The sequence below is a fragment of the Streptomyces sp. NPDC006193 genome, from assembly GCF_040613915.1.
Taxonomy (GTDB): Bacteria; Actinomycetota; Actinomycetes; order Streptomycetales; family Streptomycetaceae; genus Streptomyces.
In genome coordinates this window covers 36,711-52,877 of record NZ_JBEXTB010000019.1, presented here as the reverse complement: position 1 = coordinate 52,877, position 16,167 = coordinate 36,711, and the positions used below count along the sequence as shown (strand labels likewise).

Below are 16,167 nucleotides of genomic sequence, written 5' to 3'. Positions count from 1 at the left end.
ACCAGGTCTCGGGCCGGGATCAGGACCGGGACCCGGACCGCTCCGTCCGACGGCGCCGTCGCACCGCTACCGGCAGCACGGCCGCCGCCACGGCCACGCCCTCGGGGGCCACCGTCAGGGACGCTGCGGAGGAGGGCTGCCGGTCCAGGCCCGGCTGGTCGAAGGTGTCCGGGATCGGCAGGGTGCCCCAGCGGTTGATCGGCCAGGCCTTGACGATGGCGCGGCCGACGACCTCGTCGACGGGCACCATGCCGTGGTTCTTGTCGGACTGGTTGTAGCGGGAGTCGCGGGAGTTCTGGCGGTGGTCGCCCATCACCCAGATGCGGCCCTGGGGGACCTTCAGCTTGAACTGGCCGCCCAGGTCGTCCACGGAGCACGGCGTGTTGCCCGGGTAGACGTACGGCTCGTTCAGCGCCTTGCCGTTGACCTTCAGCGGGCCGCTGCCCTTGCACTCGACGGTGTCGCCGCCGACGCCGATGACGCGCTTGATGAGGTCCTTCTCCTCCGCCGACGGCATCAGGCCGATCCAGCTCAGGAACTTCTGCACCGGGTTCGGGTTCGGCGTCGGCTCGCCCGCCAGCCAGTTGTCGGGGTCGTGGAAGACGACCACCTCGCCGCGCTGGGGCTCGGAGCCGAACCACGGCGTGAGCTTGTCGACCAGGACGCGGTCGCCCTGCTGGAGGGTGTTCTGCATCGAGTCGGACGGGATCGAGAACGCCTGCACCAGGAACGTCTTGATCAGCAGGGCCAGGACCAGCGCGATGCCGACCAGGATCGGCAGCTCCTTCCAGAAGGAGCGCTGCTTCTTCGGCCGCCGCCCGGTCCCGTCCGCGCCCTCGTCCCCGGCGCGCGGCTGCCCGTCCTGAGGCGTGTCCTCACCGCCCGCCGTCATGTCGTTCCCGGGGGTCATGGCGCCGTCCGGTACGGGAACGTCCGGCTCCACGGGGTGCCCGCGGTGCTCCTCGCCGCCGTTGCCCGACCGTGCGCCAACCGCAACATCCCCCACGCCAACTCCTCACTGTGTGCCGCCGCCTGCCCCGCATACGGTGCAGGCCCACCACTCCCATAACGAGCGGGAGTTCCGCAGGGGTCGGGAGCTGGGTCATTCCGTGTCGATTCTCGGGGCCAACCCTATGCGACGGGCGGGGAGCAGCGGTCGTCCCCGACACGGCGCCGGTGACGCTTGCGAAGGTTTTAGGTTCCTTCAGGCGCGTCCAGTGGCCGACCGGCCAGCCGATGACCATGGCCCGGCCGACGACCGAGTTCTGCGAGACCGTGCCGCCGTAGGACGTGTCCTGGTGGGAGCGGGAGTCCGCGGAGTTGCCGCGGTGGTCGCCCATCACCCACAGGCGTCCCTCGGGGACGGTGATGTCGAAGGGCGTGGCGGAGGGGGCGTCGCCCGGATAGAGGTAGTCGCCCTCGGTGAGCGGTACGCCGTTGACGGTGACCCTGCCCTGGGCGTCGCAGCACTTGACGTGGTCGCCGCCGACCCCGATCACCCGTTTGATGAGGTCCTTCTCGTTGTCGGAGGGCAGCAGGCCGATGAAGGTGAGGCCCTCTTTGACCTGCTTGACGACGACGGGGTCGTTCTTCTTGGTGGTCTGCTCGTCCTGGAGCCAGCCGCCGGGATCGTGGAAGACGACGACGTCGCCGCGCTTCGGCTCGGAGCCGAACCACGGCGTGAACTTGTCGACCAGGACGCGGTCGCCGATCCGGATCGTCTGCTCCATGGAGCCGGACGGGATGACGAACGCCTGGACGAGGAAGGTCTTGAGGACGAGCGCTATGAGGACGGCGACCCCGACCAGAAGGGGGATCTCCCGGACGGCTGAACGCCTGCGCTTGCGCTTGACCTTGCGCTGCAGTCTGCGCCGCTCCGCGCGGGTGCGGCCGCCGCCGGGCGTGGACGTGCGGCGGGCCCCGGTGGGCAGCAGGTTGTCGGCGGACGTGCTGGGCACTCCGCGCGGTTTGCCGCGGTTACCCATGAGTCCCCTCCGCCGGGGCGGGCACGTGCGCGTAGGCGGACGGCCGCGTCAGACGCGTCCAGTGGCGGTGGGGCCACACGATCCAGTCGGCCCGCCCGATGACGTCGCCGACGGGGACCATGCCGCCGCCGGGCGAGCCGAGGTGGTCGCGGGAGTCGCTGGAATCGCTGCGGTGGTCGCCGAGCACGAACAGGCGCCCCGCGGGCACGACGACGTCGAAGGGCACGCCGGAGGCGCTGTCCCCGGGATGGAGGAACGCCGTCTCGTCGACCGGCCGGCCGTTCACCTCGAGCCTCCCCTTCTTGTCGCAGCAGACCACATGGTCTCCTCCCACCCCGACCACCCGCTTGACGTAGTCGGCGTCCCCGAAATACCCGGTGCCGTCGAACACGATCACGTCGCCGCGTCGTGGCTGGGATCCGAAACGGTACGCCAACTTGTTTACGAGAACGCGGTCCCCGATCCTCAAAGACTGCTCCATGGATCCGCTCGGAATCTGGAACGGCTGCACCACGAAAGCGTTCAGGAGCAGCGAGAACGCCAGACAGGCGAAGAGCGTGAGGGTGATGCGGCCGCCCGGGACCCAGTCGGCGACCCGTGCCGCCAACGCGAAACGCGACCGGTCCTCCGCCCCCGGAGCACCGGGGTGGGAGGAGCGGTCGCGTTGCGTCGGCTGTGCTTCGGTGTCCATCGGGGCGAGATGCTATCCCGGCCCGCCACGGACCTTGCCGGAGGCGCTCAGCTCTCGCGCTTCTCCTTGATCTTGGCGGCCTTGCCGCGCAGCTCACGGAGGTAGTACAGCTTGGCGCGGCGCACGTCGCCCTTGGTGACCAGCTCGATCTTCTCGACGATCGGGGTGTGCACCGGGAAGGTGCGCTCGACGCCGACGGAGAACGAGACCTTGCGGACCGTGAAGGTCTCGCGGACACCGGAGCCCTGGCGGCGGATCACAACGCCCTTGAACTGCTGCACACGGGAGCGGTTGCCCTCGATGACACGGACGTGGACGTTGACGGTGTCACCCGGGCGGAAGGCCGGGATGTCGGTGCGCAGCGACGCGGCGTCGACGGAGTCGAGCAGGTGAGACATTTCGTCTGCTTTCTTCGCTGATGCCACAGGTCATCAACGGAAACTAGGGGTTCCAGAGGACTGTCGTGCGGGTCGGGGCGGGCGTCGTGTCCCCCTGTGGCAGGGGCGCACGCCGGACGGGCGCACAACAGCGGCCTATTCTTCCACGGCCGCGGCCCGGCGCCAAAATCGGCCGTACCGCTCGCCTTCCGGGTCGGGTTCCCAGCCCAGGACGGAGAGCGTCTCGCGGTCCTTCTTGTCGAAGGCTCCGGGGCCCGAGCGCTCGATCAGGTCCGGCCGGTTCGCCGCGGTCCGCCGCAGGGCCTCGTCGCGCCGCCAGCGCGCGATCTTGCCGTGGTGGCCGCTGAGCAGGACCTCGGGTATGTCCCGGCCGCGCCAGACGGGCGGCTTGGTGTAGACGGGGCCTTCCAGGAGGTTGGCCATCGCGCCCGGCGCGAAGGAGTCGTCGCGGTGGGACTCGGCGTTGCCGAGGACACCGGGCAGCAGCCGCGCCACGGCCTCCGTGACGACGAGCACGGCCGCCTCCCCGCCGGCGAGGACGTAGTCGCCGATGGAGACCTCGTAGACCGGCATGCGTGTCGCGTACTCGTCCGTCACCCGCCGGTCGATGCCCTCGTAGCGGGCCGGTGTGAAGATCAGCCAGGGGCGTTCGGACAGCTCCACGGCCGTTTCCTGGGTGAAGGGGCGGCCGCTCGGGGTGGGCACGACGAGCGCGGGGGACGCGGCGCCGCTCTCGTAGCCGTCGGCGAGGACCTCGTCCAGGGCGTCGCCCCACGGCTCGGTCTTCATCACCATGCCGGGGCCGCCGCCGTACGGCGTGTCGTCGACCGTGTTGTGCCGGTCGTAGGTCCAGTCGCGCAGGTCGTGGACGTGCACGTGGAGTCGGCCACGCGCGCGCGCCTTGCCGACGAGGGAGACGTTCAGCGGTTCCAGGTACTCGGGGAAGATCGTGACGACGTCGAGCCTCATGCGCTGTCGTCCCCGGCTTCTTCCCTGGACGAGGCGATCTCGGCGCGGTCGTCGATCAGACCCGGCGGGGGCGCGATGACCGCCTTCTGCTCCTTGAGGTCGATCTCGGTGACGATCTCCTCGACGAAGGGGATCAGCACCTCGCCGCCGTCGGGGCGCTGCACGATGAACAGGTCCTGCGAGGGCAGGTGCGAGATCTCGGTGATCCGGCCGACCTCCGTGCCGTCCTCGGTGACCACGTCGAGGTCGATGAGCTGGTGGTCGTAGTACTCGTCGTCGCCCTCGGGCAGCTCGTCGGGGTCGACGTCGGCGATCAGCAGGGTGTTGCGCAGCGCTTCGGCGGCGTTGCGGTCGGTGACACCCTCGAAACGCAGGAGCAGGCGGCCGCTGTGGACGCGGCCGGCGGCGATCGTGAGCGGCCCGGCGGAGGGCGGGTCGGTGGCCAGGACGGCGCCCGGGCCGAGCCGCAGCTCCGGCTCGTCGGTACGTACCTCGACGGTGACCTCGCCCCTGACACCGTGGGCGCGGCCGATCCGCGCGACTACCAGCTGCACGTGTCCCATTCTCCTGTCGTCTCCAGCAGACGCATCCCGCTCGGACGGCCTGCTGCTCATACGACTGCGGGCCGGGGACGGCCCAGTGGCCCTCCCCGGCCCGAGCCGGTTGCGATGAAGCTCAGCGGACGTCGTCCACGTCGACCAGGTCGACGCGGACGCCGCGACCGCCGATGGCGCCCACGACGGTGCGCAGGGCGCGCGCGGTGCGGCCGTTGCGGCCGATCACCTTGCCGAGGTCGTCCGGGTGGACCCGGACCTCGAGCACGCGCCCGCGACGCAGGTCGCGCGAAGCGACCTGCACATCGTCAGGGTTGTCGACGATGCCCTTGACGAGGTGCTCAAGCGCCTCTTCGAGCATGCTGCTCAGGCCTCGGTCGAGTCGGACTCGGCCGCGGCCTCGTCCTTCTTCTCAGCCTTCTTCTTCGGGGTGATCGCCTCACCCTTGCCCTCGTCGTCGCCGCCGAGAGCCTCGAACGACGGACGGGCCGGCTTGGGCTCGGCGGTGAGCAGCGGCGCGGGAGCCGGCTCGCCCTTGAACTTCTGCCAGTCGCCGGTCTTCTTGAGGATGGCGAGGACGGGCTCGGTCGGCTGAGCGCCTACGGAGAGCCAGTACGCCACACGCTCGGCGTCCACCTCGATGACCGACGGGTTGTAGGTCGGGTGGTACTTGCCGATCTCCTCGATGGCCCGGCCGTCACGGCGGGTACGGGAGTCGGCGACGACGATGCGGTAGTGAGGCGAACGGATCTTGCCCAGACGCTTCAGCTTGATCTTGACTGCCACGGGAGTGGGTTCTCCTGGATTTGACGTGGTTGGGCACGGCGAGTGGCCGCGTGGGGTTGCGGTACCCGAATGCCCGATGGACGCGTCAGCCGGAGGAGAGAGGGGTCCTGTGCGGCTGTCGAGTACAGCTAGCCATTGTGCCACACCCACCAGTCGCCCCCGGCCGGGGGGTGGCCGTCCGCGGCCGGGCATGCCGGGGAGGCACCCGGCGCGGAGGTGAGCTGCGTCGGGTGCCCTGCCCGGCGACCCGCCCGGCCTGCCCGGAGGTGCGCCGGACGCCGGGTGCGCCGCCGCGCGGGCGCCGGCCGGGCCCGCCCGTGCCGGCTCGCGGCACGGCCGTCCGCGGCCGGACGGCACGGCGGTGCCGGTCGTCCGCGGTCCTCGCCGCCTGCGGCCCGGCACCCACGAGATGCCGGTGCTCCGCGGCGGGCGATCACGCCGCTCCCATGACCTCCGGGATGCGGAACGGCTTGCCGCAGCCGCCGCAGACGATGGGGGCCTGGGCCAGGACCGAGGGGACCACCCGGACGTTGCGGCCGCAGTCGCACACCGCCTTGACCCGGACGCCGCCGCCGGAGGAGCCGTGGCGGGCGGCCGGGCCGCGGAAGGTGCGGGACGTGTCGGCCGAGGTGGCCGCGGTGTGCGCCTTCAGCGCGCGCTGCAGCCGCTCGATGGTCGGGCGGTAGCGGCGCTTCGCCTCGGCGTTGAGCGTGACCAGCGAGAAACCGCTGCTCGGGTGCGGCTCCTCGGGGTGGTCCAGGCCCAGCTCCTCGGCGATCGCGAGGAAACGACGGTTGTGGTAGCGGCCGGCCCGGGAGGTGTCCCGGACGCCGCGCGCGGCGGCGAGGCCGTGGACCGCCTCGTGGAGCAGCCGCTCGAAGGAGAGCTCGTGCCCGCACGCGGACGACGACTCTCCGATCAGGGACTCCGGCGCGGCGAGATCCGGCAGGTCGGGGTGGTACCGCTGAATGTCGGCCCACGCCTGTGCCAGCTCCGCGGCGAGAACAGGTGGTGTCTGTGTCGTGCTCACGTAATGACAACGAGCGGGAGTGCCGCTGTGTTCCTATTCCGGGGCATCCCAAATATTTTGCACGTACCCGTCAGTTGTCACTGATGCGCGGAGACGAGGGCGGGTGCGCCGATCTGCGGAGAAGGCGCGCAGCTCCTACCAAGGTGGTACGTAGTCCGCACTGCGCCCCCGCCCGTACGCGCAAGAGGTGTTTCGGCCGCTTCCGGCAGCCGCCCCACCCCGCTCAGCGTCCACGGCGGCCGTGACGTTACCGCGGCCCTTCCCGGCCCCCTCCACCGGCGCGCTCCTCCGGGAGCGGACACCGTACGGCCTGCCGTGTTGCGGGGGTGTGAATTCCGGCCACACCCGCCTCCCGCTGCCAAGCGGGGCCTCAAGACCCCTGGACGCGGTCGCGAGCCGGGAGTTATGTGGCATACGTGAAGGGCGCGCGCACGGCACGGGGGCACGCGGCCGTGCGCAGCGGTGGACTGTCGGCGGATTGGGGCGCATATCCATGACACCTACGCTCGTGCGGCAGCACACGGCTCACGCGGACCCCGCATCCCGCGTGGACCCGAGCGCACGCGCGCGTGACTGGTCCGAGATCCAGGAGCGGATGCTCGTCCCGCTCTACGAAGCCGTGTACGACCGACTGGAAGTGGGTCCCGCGACCCGGTTGCTGGGCCTGCGCTGCGGTTCCGGACTGGCCCTGCTGATGGCGGCCGCCCGGGGCGCCGCGGTCACCGGCGTCGACTCCTCCCCCGAACGGCTCGCCCTCGCCCGCGAGCGCCTGCTGCCGGGGCCCCGGCCCGGCGCCGGCGGCGCGAGGGGCGGCCGGCGCACGGGGTGCGCCGCGAGGCTGGTCGGCGGCTCGCCCGCGGACGCGGCCGGCGCGCAGGGTGCCGGCGCGGAGGGGGCGTCCTACACCCTGGTGACCGTCTTCGAGCCGGCCGCCGGCCTCGTCGGCGACGCCGAAGGGCTCGGTGAGCTGCTCGCCACCGCGCTGCCGCTGGCCGGGCGGGGGGCCGCCGTGGTGCTGGCCGGCTGGGGGCCGCCGGAGCGCTGCGCGACCGCCGCGGTGCTGGGGGTGGCCACGAAACTGGCCGAACCGCTGCGGGGTGCGAGCCGTTGGCGGCCCGCCCGGCGCGACGACCTGGAGGAGGTCGCGGAGCAGGCCGGGCTGCGGCCGGACGGCTCGGGGCGGGTCTCCTGCCCGTTCGGGTACGCCGACCTGGACAGCGCCGTGCGCGGACTGCTGTCGACGGGCCTGTTCGACGCGGCGATCGCGGCGACCGACGCGCGGCAGGTGGACAAGGAGCTGACGGAGGCCCTGCATCCGCACCGGCGCGAGGACGGGACCGTGTGGATGCCGAACGTCTTCCGCTACCTCATCGCCCGCGTCCCGTGACCGGCCCGCGGACGCACGCCGGGCCCCGGCCCCGGCCGCGTGGCCCCGGACGCGGACCCCGGGGCTGTCCCGACCCGGGTGGGGAAGCCCCGGAGCGCGGCTCCGCCGGCTCGGGCACCGAGGCGTGAGTCCGCGTCCGGGGAACGCCGCGACGCGCAGTGCGCGCCCCTCCCCCGTGCCTCGGGGCAAGGCGGCCCGACCGTGCCGTGCCTCAGGGCCTCCCGGCCCGGCCGCGGGACATACGGGCTCGGGGACGGGCGGCAGGGGCGCGTCGTCGTACCGCCGCCCCGGCGAGGTGGCCGGATCACGCGTGCCGGGCGGGGACAGGGGGCCCTGCGGTGTCGGTGGGAGGGTCGCCCGGCGCCGGTTCCGCCGGGATGCGGGTGCGGCGCCGCCGGGCATGCCGGCGGAGGGCTCGCTCCCCGCGGGCGCCCCCGCGTGGAGCCGGGACGCCGGAGCGCCGCCGGTACGCGCGAGGGGCGTCCCTCCGGAAAAGGGCGCCCCTGGACGCGTGCGGCGGGATGCCGTCAGCTCATGAACTTCTTGAACTCGTCCGGCAGCTCGAAGTCCTGGCCGCCCTGCTGCGGCAGCCCGAACGCGCCTCCGGCCTGCGCCGCGGCCTCGCGGCGCTGCGCCGCCTCCAGTTCCTGCTGCTTGCGCTTCATCGGGTTGCCGGAGCGCTGCTTGCCCTTGGCCTTCTTCTGCTGCTTCTTCTGCCGGCCGGGGCCGCCGCCCATGCCCGGGATCCCCGGCATCCCCGGCATGCCGCCGCCCTGCGCCATGCGCGACATCATCTTGCGGGCCTCGAAGAAGCGCTCGACCAGGTTCTTCACGGCGCTGACGTCGACGCCCGAGCCCTTGGCGATGCGGGCCCGGCGGGAGCCGTTGATGATCGTCGGGTCCTGGCGCTCGGCCGGGGTCATCGACTTGATGATCGCGGCGGTGCGGTCCACGTCCCGCTCGTCGAGATTGGCGATCTGGTCCTTGATCTGGCCCATGCCCGGGAGCATGCCGAGCAGCTTGCTGATGCTGCCCATCTTCCTGACCTGCTCCATCTGGGACAGGAAGTCGTCCAGGGTGAAGTCCTGGCCCTTCTTGGACGCCAGCTTGGAGGCCATCTTCTGGGCCTCTTCCTGGCTGAACGTCTTCTCCGCCTGCTCGATCAGGGTGAGCAGGTCACCCATGTCGAGGATGCGGGAGGCCATCCGGTCCGGGTGGAACGCGTCGAAGTCGTCGAGCTTCTCGCCGTTCGACGCGAACATGATCGGCTTGCCGGTGATCTGCCGGATGGACAGGGCCGCACCACCGCGGGCGTCACCGTCGAGCTTGGACAGGACCACGCCGTCGAAGCCGACGCCGTCGCGGAAGGCCTCGGCGGTGTTGACGGCGTCCTGGCCGATCATCGCGTCGACGACGAACAGGATCTCGTCCGGCGAGACCGCGTCCCGGATGTCCGCGGCCTGCTGCATCATCTCGGCGTCGATGCCGAGGCGGCCGGCGGTGTCCACGATCACGATGTCGTGGACCCGGGACTTGGCGAACTCCACGGAGTCCCTGGCGACCTTGACCGGGTCGCCCACCCCGTTGCCCGGCTCGGGCGCGTACACCGCGACCCCGGCGCGCTCGGCGACGACGCTCAGCTGGTTGACGGCGTTCGGGCGCTGGAGGTCGCAGGCGACCAGCAGCGGGGAGTGACCCTGGTCCTTGAGGTACTTGCCGAGCTTGCCCGCGAGGGTGGTCTTGCCGGCGCCCTGGAGACCGGCCAGCATGATCACCGTGGGCGGCTGCTTGGCGAACCGCAGCCGCCGGGTCTCGCCGCCGAGGACGGTGACCAGTTCATCGTTGACGATCTTCAGGACCTGCTGGGCGGGGTTCAGCGCCTTGGAGACCTCGGCGCCGAGCGCGCGCTCCTTGACGTTCTTGATGAACGTCCGCACGACGGGCAGCGCCACGTCCGCCTCGAGGAGCGCGATGCGGATCTCGCGTGCCGTGGCGTCGATGTCCGCCTCGGAGAGCCGTCCCTTGCCGCGCAGGTTCTTGAAAGTCGCTGACAGGCGATCGGAGAGAGTGTCGAACACGGCGCTCGCGGTCCTCGGGGTCGGTGACGGTCTTGTGGGAATCGCCCTCCAGGGTATCCCGGCGTCGCAGGCGCCGGGGCAGGCTCATCCGCGCAGTGTCTCCTCCAGCGTTCGGGCGGTCGAGGCGGCGTCCCGGTCGGGCAGGGGTGCGCCGGCGCCCGTGGTGACGTAGAACGCGTCGACCGCGTTGGAGCCGAGCGTGCTCACATGCATGCTCCGCACCCGTACGCCCGCCTTCTCCAGGGCCGCGCCGATGCGGAACAGCAGGCCGGGGGCGTCCTGGGCGCGGACCTCGATCACCGTCGCGTGGCGGGAGGCGGCCGGGGCGACCGTCACGCGCGGCGGCGGGGCGCTCCAGCCGCGGCGGCGGGGGTAGGCCGCGTCGCGTTCGGCGAGGCGGCCGGCGATGTCCAGGGAGCCGTCCAGGGCGCGCACGAGGTCGGCGCGGAGGCGGGCCGCCTGCGGCAGGGAGCCGTACTCGGCGGCGACCCGCCAGTCGAGGAGCAGGACGGGGCGGTCGTCGTCCACGCCGTCGGGCAGGCGCAGGGCGCGCAGTCCGGCCGTGCGGACGGTGAGCCGGTGCACGGCGAGGACGCCGGCGACCGCGGGCAGCACACCGGCCCGGTCGGGTACGGCGATGAGGAGTTCGACGCCCTGGGGTTCCGGGTCGCCGGACGGCTGTGTCCGTGTCACCGGATCGGTCTGGGCGCGCAGGGCGAGGACCGGGCCGCCGGTGCGGTGGGCCTCCACGGCGAGGCGTTCCTGCTCGGCGGTGGGCGCGGCCGGCTCGGGCTCCTCGGGATCGTTCCCGGCGAGGACGGCAAAGACGCGTCGTACGAGGTCGGCGACGAGGGAGCCGCGCCAGGAGGACCAGGCGGCCGGGCCGGTGGCGAGGGCGTCGGCCTCGGTGAGGGCGTGCAGCAGTTCCAGGGTGCTCTGGGTGCCGACCGCCTCGGCGACCGAGCGGACGGTGGCCGGGTCGTCCAGGTCGCGGCGGGTGGCCGTCTCGACGAGCAGGAGGTGGTGCCGGACGAGCGTCGCCAGGACGGCGGCGTCGGCGCGGTCGAAGCCGATCCGCGCGGCGACGTCCCTGGCGATGATCTCGCCGGCCACCGAGTGGTCGCCGGGCCAGCCCTTGCCGATGTCGTGCAGCAGCGCGGCGACGAGAAGCAGGTCGGGGCGGCTGACGCGGCGGGTGAGCGCACAGGCGCGGACGGCCGTCTCGATCAGGTGCCGGTCGACCGTCCAGATGTGGACGGCGTTGCGCTGGGGCCTGCAGCGGACCCGTTCCCAGTCGGGGAGCAGGCGGGTGATCAGGCCCTCGGCCTCCAGGGCCTCCCAGACGTCGACCGTCGGGCGGCCGGAGCCGAGCAGGGTGACCAGTTGTTCCCGGGCCTCCGCGGGCCAGGGCGTCGGCAGGGGGCGGACGGTGGCGGCCAGGCGCCGAACGGCGTGCCGGGAGAGCGGGAGGCCGGCCTGCGCGGCGGCGGCCGCGGCCCGCAGCGGGAGCACGGGGTCGCGTTCGGGGCGCGCGGTGCGGGCGAGCACCACCTCGCCGTCCTGCTCGACCACGCCCTCGGCGAGCGGGGAGCGTTCGGGGGCCGGTTTCGCGCCGCCCAGCATGGCGCGCAGGCGCGGCCGGACGGCGCGCGAGCGCAGCACCCGTCCCACTTCCCGCCAGGTGACGTCGCCGGCGTACGTGATCACGCCGGCCGCCTCGTAGACCTGCCGCAGCAGGGCGTCGGCGTCGAGCAGCCCGAGTGCGGCCGCGACCTGGTCCTGTTCCTGCAGGGCGAGCCGGTCGGTGGCGCGGCCGGTGGCAAGGTGGAGGGCGTCGCGTACGTCGAGGAGCCGGCGGCGGGCCTCGGCCAGGCCCTCGCGCGGGGCGTCGGCGAGCCAGGAGGCGGCGACGGCGCGCAGCGCGGTGGCGTCGCGGAGGCCGCCGCGGGCCTCCTTGAGGTCGGGTTCCAGCAGGTAGCGCAGTTCGCCCTGGCGGGCGGCGCGCTCGGCGCACAGTTCCTTCAGCTCGGGGAGGCGCCGGGGCGCCTGGTCGCGCCAGTCGGCGAGGACGGCGGTGCGCAGCCCGGCGGTGAGGCCGGGGTCCCCGGCGAGGTGGCGGGCGTCGAGCAGGCCGAGCTGGACCTTCAGGTCCTCGCCGGCGGTTCTCCGGGCCTCGGCGGGGGTGCGGACGGAGTGGTCGAGGGCGAGGCCGAGGTCCCACACGGGGTACCAGAGCCGGTCGGCGAGGGCGGCGACCGCGGCCGGGTCGGAGCCGTCGTGCAGCAGCACGAGGTCGAGGTCGCTGCGCGGGGACAGCTCGCCGCGGCCGTAGCCGCCGACGGCGACGAGCGAGACGCCGGGCGGGCCGCCCTCCTCTCGCCCGCTGCCGGCCTGCCGGGGGGTCCGCTTCGCTCCCTTCCCGTCCACCGCCGCGCGGAACAGTCCGGCGAGCCAGTCGTCGGTCAGCTCGGACAGGGCGGCACGGCGCGGCGGCCCGGACCGCGCCTCCTCGGTGAGGAGGCGCAGCCGGGCCGCCGCGTAGCCGCCGGGTCCCACGTCGTCCGCTTCTTTCCGCACATCCGTACCTGTCACCCGGCGACTCCTGTATCCGTTGCCCCGACCCGGGGGTGCTGCCTCAGAGCGCGTCCGGTCCGCGCTCGCCCGTGCGGACCCGTACGGCCGTCTCGACCGGCAGGGACCAGACCTTGCCGTCGCCGATCTTGCCGGTGCGGGCCGCCTTGACGATGACCTCGATCAGCTGCTCGGCGTCGTCGTCCTCGGCGAGGACCTCCACGCGGACCTTGGGGACGAGGTCGACGGTGTACTCGGCGCCGCGGTAGACCTCGGTGTGGCCGCGCTGCCGGCCGTAACCGCTGGCCTCGGTGACCGTGAGTCCGTGGACGCCGAAGGCCTGGAGGGCCTCCTTGATCTCGTCGAGCCGGTGCGGCTTCACCACGGCGGTGATGAGCTTCATGCGTCCACCTTCCTGTTCTGTGCGGCCGTCAGGGCCGGGGCGGCGAGGGTTCCGGCGACCCCGCCGCCGGCGCCGCTGAAGTCGTACGCGGTCTCGGCGTGTTCGGCCTGGTCGATGCCGGAGACCTCCTCGTCCTCGGTGACCCGCATGCCGAGGGTCCTGTCGAGGAGGAAGGCGAGGACGGCGGAGACGGTCAGGGAGTAGGCGAGGACCGCGAAGACACCGGCGCACTGGAGCCAGAACTGGTGCAGTCCGCCCCCGTAGAAGAGGCCCTCGACCTTTGACTGGCCCTTGCCGGTGGCGAGGAAGCCGATGAGCAGGGAGCCGATGATGCCGCCGACCATGTGCACGCCGACGACGTCGAGGGAGTCGTCGAACCCGAACCGGAACTTCAGGCTCACGGCCGCGGCGCAGGCGACGCCGGCGACGGCGCCGACGGCGATCGCGCCGAGCGGGGAGACCGCGCCGCCGGACGGGGTGATGGCGACGAGGCCGGCGACCGCGCCGGAGGCGGCGCCGAGCGTGGTGAACGCGCCGTGGCGGATCTTCTCGTAGGCGAGCCAGGCCAGCATGGCGGCGGCGGTGGCGACCTGTGTGTTGACGAACATCAGCGCGCCGATGCCGTCGTCGTTGCCGAGCCAGGAGCCGGCGTTGAAGCCGAACCAGCCGAACCACAGCAGTCCGGCGCCGAGCATGACCAGCGGGAGGCTGTGCGGGCGCATCGGGTCCTTCTTGAAGCCGACGCGCCTGCCGATGACCAGGATCACGCCCAGGGCCGCCGCACCGGCGTTGATGTGCACGGCCGTGCCGCCGGCGAAGTCGATGACGCCGAGCTTGTACGCCCACCCGTCGGCGCCCCACACCCAGTGGGCGACCGGGACGTACACGATCGTGGCCCACAGGGCGACGAACAGCGACCACGCGGAGAACTTGACGCGGTCGGCGAGGGCGCCGCTGATCAGGGCCGGCGTGATGACGGCGAACATCAGCTGGAACACCATGAAGACGAAGACCGGGATGGTGTAGCCGTCCCACAGTTCCGTCGGTCCGATGTCGCTGAGCCCGAACCAGTGGCTGTTCCACCCGAGCAGCGCGCTGCCGGTGCCGAAGGCGAGGGAGAAGCCGTAGAGCACCCACAGGACGGTGACGATGCCGAGGCTGATGAAGCTCATCATCAGCATGTTGAGGGTGCTCTTGACGCGGACCATGCCTCCGTAGAAGAAGGCGAGGCCGGGGGTCATGAGCAGCACCAGGGCGGAACAGATGAGCATGAAGCCTGTGTTGGCGGACGACAGCGCGGGTGCGTCCGCCCCAAGCGTGATGGCTGATGCCATCGGCGTCTCCTCGTCGGTCGGTACGGCCCCGTGCGGGCGGTGCCTGGCGGTCCGGTCGGGTGAGGGGTGGGTCGGTTATGCGCCATGAGACTGGCGCAGCGCGGTTTCGGTGGAAGCCCCTCGTTGTTTCGCCCGGGTGACGAAGACGCCGTGTGTGTTACGCCTCGGTGAAGCGCGGGAGGCGCGGCTGGGCGCTCGCTATCGTGGCGCGGCCTCCTGGCGACGTGCGACCCCCGGTCGCGGCCGGGGGTCGCGTTCCGGCGGGTCAGACCGCTGTGGCGGTCTCCGGCAGGTCGGCGGCGAGCTGGTCGGTGAGGGCGACGACGGCGGCGAGGTCGCCGTAGTCCCGCACGGCCGAGTCGACCGTCTTGCGGATACGGGTGTTCACCCGCTCGGAGCGGACCTTCTTGGCGACCTGCATGGCCTTGGCGGCGTAGGCCGTGCTCCGCTCGGGCTCGCGCTGGAGCAGGTGCACGGTGGCCATGCCGATGAGGTTGAGCGCGTACGACCGCTGGTGCTCGAGGTCCTCGGCGAACAGCTCCACCGCCCGCTGCATCAGCGGCTCGGCGAGGGAGGCGTAGGTGGGGCTGCGGCCGGCGACATAGGCGAGGTCGCGGTAGGAGTGGGAGTTCTCGGCGTATAGCTCGGCCTCGGAGAAGAAGCGGATCCAGTCGGGGTCGGGCTCGTCCCACTCGCCGGCGTCGGCGAAGGCGTCCTCGGCCATGCGGACCGCGCGCTTGGTCTTGGCGGGCTGCCCCATGTTGGCGTAGGCGCGGGCCTCCATCGCGTACAGCATGGACTGGGTGCGCGGGCCGGCGCAGTCGCGGCTGCCGTACTGGGCGAGGTGGATCAGTTCCAGGGCGTCCTCGGGCCGGCCGAGATGGATCATCTGGCGGCTCATGCTGGAGAGGATGTAGGAGCCGAGGGGCTTGTCGCCGGCTTCCTTGGCCGCGTGCAGGGCGAGGACGAAGTACTTCTGGGCGGTGGGCTGGAGGCCGACGTCGTAGGACATCCAGCCGGCCAGCTCGGCCAGCTCGGCGGCGACCTGGAACAGCTTGCGGGCGGTGGCCTCGGGCTGGGGCTCCTGGAGCAGGTCGGTGACCTCGTGCAGCTGGCCGACGACCGCCTTGCGGCGCAGACCGCCGCCGCACTGGGCGTCCCACTGGCGGAACATGCGCGTGGTGGACTCCAGCAGGTCCAGCTCGGGCCGGGAGAGCCGGCCCGGCCTGCGGGAGTCGAGGGCGGGCTGGGGCTCGGACGGGGCCGGCGAGGCCGGGGCGGGCACGAGCCAGCGCTGCAGGGGCTCGATGAGGGAGGGGCCCGCGGACAGGGCGAGCGAGGTGCCGAGGAAGCCGCGGCGGGCGAGCATCAGGTCGCTGCGGGAGAACTCGCCGAGCAGGGCGACCGTCTGCGGGCCCGTCCAGGGCAGGTCGACGCCGGAGGAGGCGGGCGACGGGCGGGCGGCGCGCAGGCCGAGGTCCTCGACGGAGACCACGCAGCCAAAGCGCTCGGAGAACAGCTCGGACAGGATGCGCGGGATCGGTTCGCGGGGGTTCTCGCCGTCCAGCCAGCGGCGCACGCGCGAGGTGTCGGTGGAGATGTGGTTGGCGCCGAGCTGGCGTGCCCTGCGGTTCACCTGGCGGGCCAGCTCGCCCTTGGACCAGCCGCTGCGGAGGAACCACGAGCCGAGCAGTTCGTTCGGGCGCTTGTCCCCGCTCGTCCCGCCACCGCCGCTGCCGCCCACTGGAACGCCCCCATCCCTGAGACCACTTGTCGCCGAGTGCGCCAAGCCCTATCAGGATGCCGGTGCACACGGCCTCCCGTCCGCCGGTTCTCACCCTTCGAACGGGTCGGCGACTTGCCTCCGGCATACCCGTGGATGCATGCGCCCCCGGGACTAGCGCACTCACAGTAATGCCGTGATCACCCATCCAGCCACGGCAATCACGGAAACGCCACCATTCGCCACCCCTTCGCATGA

The 16,167-nt window shown here is 72.5% G+C and carries 15 protein-coding genes; 1 reads left to right on the top strand and 14 read right to left on the bottom strand.

What is annotated here, in order from left to right; genetic code table 11:
* Positions 1-19: 19 nt before the first annotated feature.
* The 9 genes from lepB (ABZ261_RS18715) to ABZ261_RS18675 form a co-directional block, all read right to left on the bottom strand.
* Positions 20-943, bottom strand: coding sequence for a signal peptidase I (gene lepB / locus ABZ261_RS18715; protein WP_356860436.1), 924 nt, complete (start codon positions 941-943; stop codon positions 20-22).
* On the bottom strand, positions 876-1,985 hold the full coding sequence (gene lepB / locus ABZ261_RS18710) for a signal peptidase I (RefSeq protein WP_356860434.1): 1,110 nt from the start codon (positions 1,983-1,985) through the stop codon (positions 876-878). The genes lepB (ABZ261_RS18715) and lepB (ABZ261_RS18710) overlap by 68 nt, the downstream gene beginning before the upstream one ends.
* Positions 1,978-2,676, bottom strand: coding sequence for a signal peptidase I (gene lepB, locus ABZ261_RS18705; protein WP_356860432.1), 699 nt, complete (start codon positions 2,674-2,676; stop codon positions 1,978-1,980). The genes lepB (ABZ261_RS18710) and lepB (ABZ261_RS18705) overlap by 8 nt, the downstream gene beginning before the upstream one ends.
* A gap of 47 nt (positions 2,677-2,723) precedes the next feature.
* Positions 2,724-3,074 carry a 50S ribosomal protein L19 gene (gene rplS / locus ABZ261_RS18700; protein WP_356860430.1) on the bottom strand — a complete coding sequence of 117 codons (351 nt, stop codon included), beginning with the start codon at positions 3,072-3,074 and terminating at the stop codon, positions 2,724-2,726.
* Between the two features lie 135 nt (positions 3,075-3,209).
* Positions 3,210-4,043: a tRNA (guanosine(37)-N1)-methyltransferase TrmD gene (gene trmD / locus ABZ261_RS18695; RefSeq protein WP_356860428.1), complete on the bottom strand. Its 834-nt coding sequence runs from the start codon at positions 4,041-4,043 to the stop codon at positions 3,210-3,212.
* Positions 4,040-4,597: a ribosome maturation factor RimM gene (gene rimM, locus ABZ261_RS18690; RefSeq protein WP_356860426.1), complete on the bottom strand. Its 558-nt coding sequence runs from the start codon at positions 4,595-4,597 to the stop codon at positions 4,040-4,042. The genes trmD and rimM overlap by 4 nt, the downstream gene beginning before the upstream one ends.
* A gap of 121 nt (positions 4,598-4,718) precedes the next feature.
* Positions 4,719-4,958 (bottom strand): RNA-binding protein, encoded by a 240-nt coding sequence (locus ABZ261_RS18685; RefSeq protein ID WP_108954184.1) that lies wholly within the window; start codon positions 4,956-4,958, stop codon positions 4,719-4,721.
* Positions 4,959-4,963: 5 nt separating this feature from the next.
* A complete protein-coding gene (gene rpsP, locus ABZ261_RS18680) occupies positions 4,964-5,383 on the bottom strand; it encodes a 30S ribosomal protein S16 (protein ID WP_356860424.1) in 420 nt (139 codons plus the stop codon).
* A 433-nt stretch (positions 5,384-5,816) separates the two neighbouring features.
* Positions 5,817-6,413, bottom strand: a complete 597-nt coding sequence (locus ABZ261_RS18675) for a hypothetical protein (protein ID WP_356860422.1) — start codon at positions 6,411-6,413, stop codon at positions 5,817-5,819.
* 493 nt (positions 6,414-6,906) lie between these two features.
* Between ABZ261_RS18675 and ABZ261_RS18670 the strand changes: the two genes are divergently transcribed.
* Complete coding sequence (locus tag ABZ261_RS18670; protein WP_356860420.1) at positions 6,907-7,800, top strand: class I SAM-dependent methyltransferase; 894 nt, start codon at positions 6,907-6,909, stop codon at positions 7,798-7,800.
* A 527-nt stretch (positions 7,801-8,327) separates the two neighbouring features.
* Here ABZ261_RS18670 and ffh read toward each other — a convergent pair.
* From ffh to ABZ261_RS18645, 5 genes are all read right to left on the bottom strand, one after another.
* Positions 8,328-9,878 (bottom strand): signal recognition particle protein, encoded by a 1,551-nt coding sequence (ffh, locus tag ABZ261_RS18665; protein ID WP_356860418.1) that lies wholly within the window; start codon positions 9,876-9,878, stop codon positions 8,328-8,330.
* An 84-nt stretch (positions 9,879-9,962) separates the two neighbouring features.
* The gene (locus ABZ261_RS18660; protein ID WP_356860416.1) at positions 9,963-12,470 is read right to left on the bottom strand and encodes a [protein-PII] uridylyltransferase; all 2,508 of its coding nucleotides are present in this window, start codon (positions 12,468-12,470) and stop codon (positions 9,963-9,965) included.
* 43 nt (positions 12,471-12,513) lie between these two features.
* Positions 12,514-12,852: a P-II family nitrogen regulator gene (locus ABZ261_RS18655; protein ID WP_030612756.1), complete on the bottom strand. Its 339-nt coding sequence runs from the start codon at positions 12,850-12,852 to the stop codon at positions 12,514-12,516.
* Positions 12,849-14,186, bottom strand: a complete 1,338-nt coding sequence (locus tag ABZ261_RS18650) for an ammonium transporter (RefSeq protein WP_356860414.1) — start codon at positions 14,184-14,186, stop codon at positions 12,849-12,851. Before ABZ261_RS18650 ends, ABZ261_RS18655 begins: the two co-directional genes overlap by 4 nt.
* Positions 14,187-14,451: 265 nt before the next feature.
* The gene (locus ABZ261_RS18645; RefSeq protein WP_356860412.1) at positions 14,452-15,930 is read right to left on the bottom strand and encodes a hypothetical protein; all 1,479 of its coding nucleotides are present in this window, start codon (positions 15,928-15,930) and stop codon (positions 14,452-14,454) included.
* Between the last annotated feature and the right edge of the window lie 237 nt (positions 15,931-16,167).

Excerpts from the sequence above, each read along its gene's own strand:
- lepB (WP_356860434.1), bottom strand. The coding sequence starts at position 1,985 with ATGGGTAACCGCGGCAAACCGCGCGGAGTGCCCAGCACGTCCGCCGAC.
- lepB (WP_356860432.1), bottom strand. The coding sequence starts at position 2,676 with ATGGACACCGAAGCACAGCCGACGCAACGCGACCGCTCCTCCCACCCC.
- rplS (WP_356860430.1), bottom strand. The coding sequence starts at position 3,074 with ATGTCTCACCTGCTCGACTCCGTCGACGCCGCGTCGCTGCGCACCGAC.
- trmD (WP_356860428.1), bottom strand. The coding sequence starts at position 4,043 with ATGAGGCTCGACGTCGTCACGATCTTCCCCGAGTACCTGGAACCGCTG.
- ABZ261_RS18685 (WP_108954184.1), bottom strand. The coding sequence starts at position 4,958 with ATGCTCGAAGAGGCGCTTGAGCACCTCGTCAAGGGCATCGTCGACAAC.
- ABZ261_RS18670 (WP_356860420.1), top strand. The coding sequence starts at position 6,907 with ATGACACCTACGCTCGTGCGGCAGCACACGGCTCACGCGGACCCCGCA.
- ABZ261_RS18655 (WP_030612756.1), bottom strand. The coding sequence starts at position 12,852 with ATGAAGCTCATCACCGCCGTGGTGAAGCCGCACCGGCTCGACGAGATC.
- ABZ261_RS18650 (WP_356860414.1), bottom strand. The coding sequence starts at position 14,186 with ATGGCATCAGCCATCACGCTTGGGGCGGACGCACCCGCGCTGTCGTCC.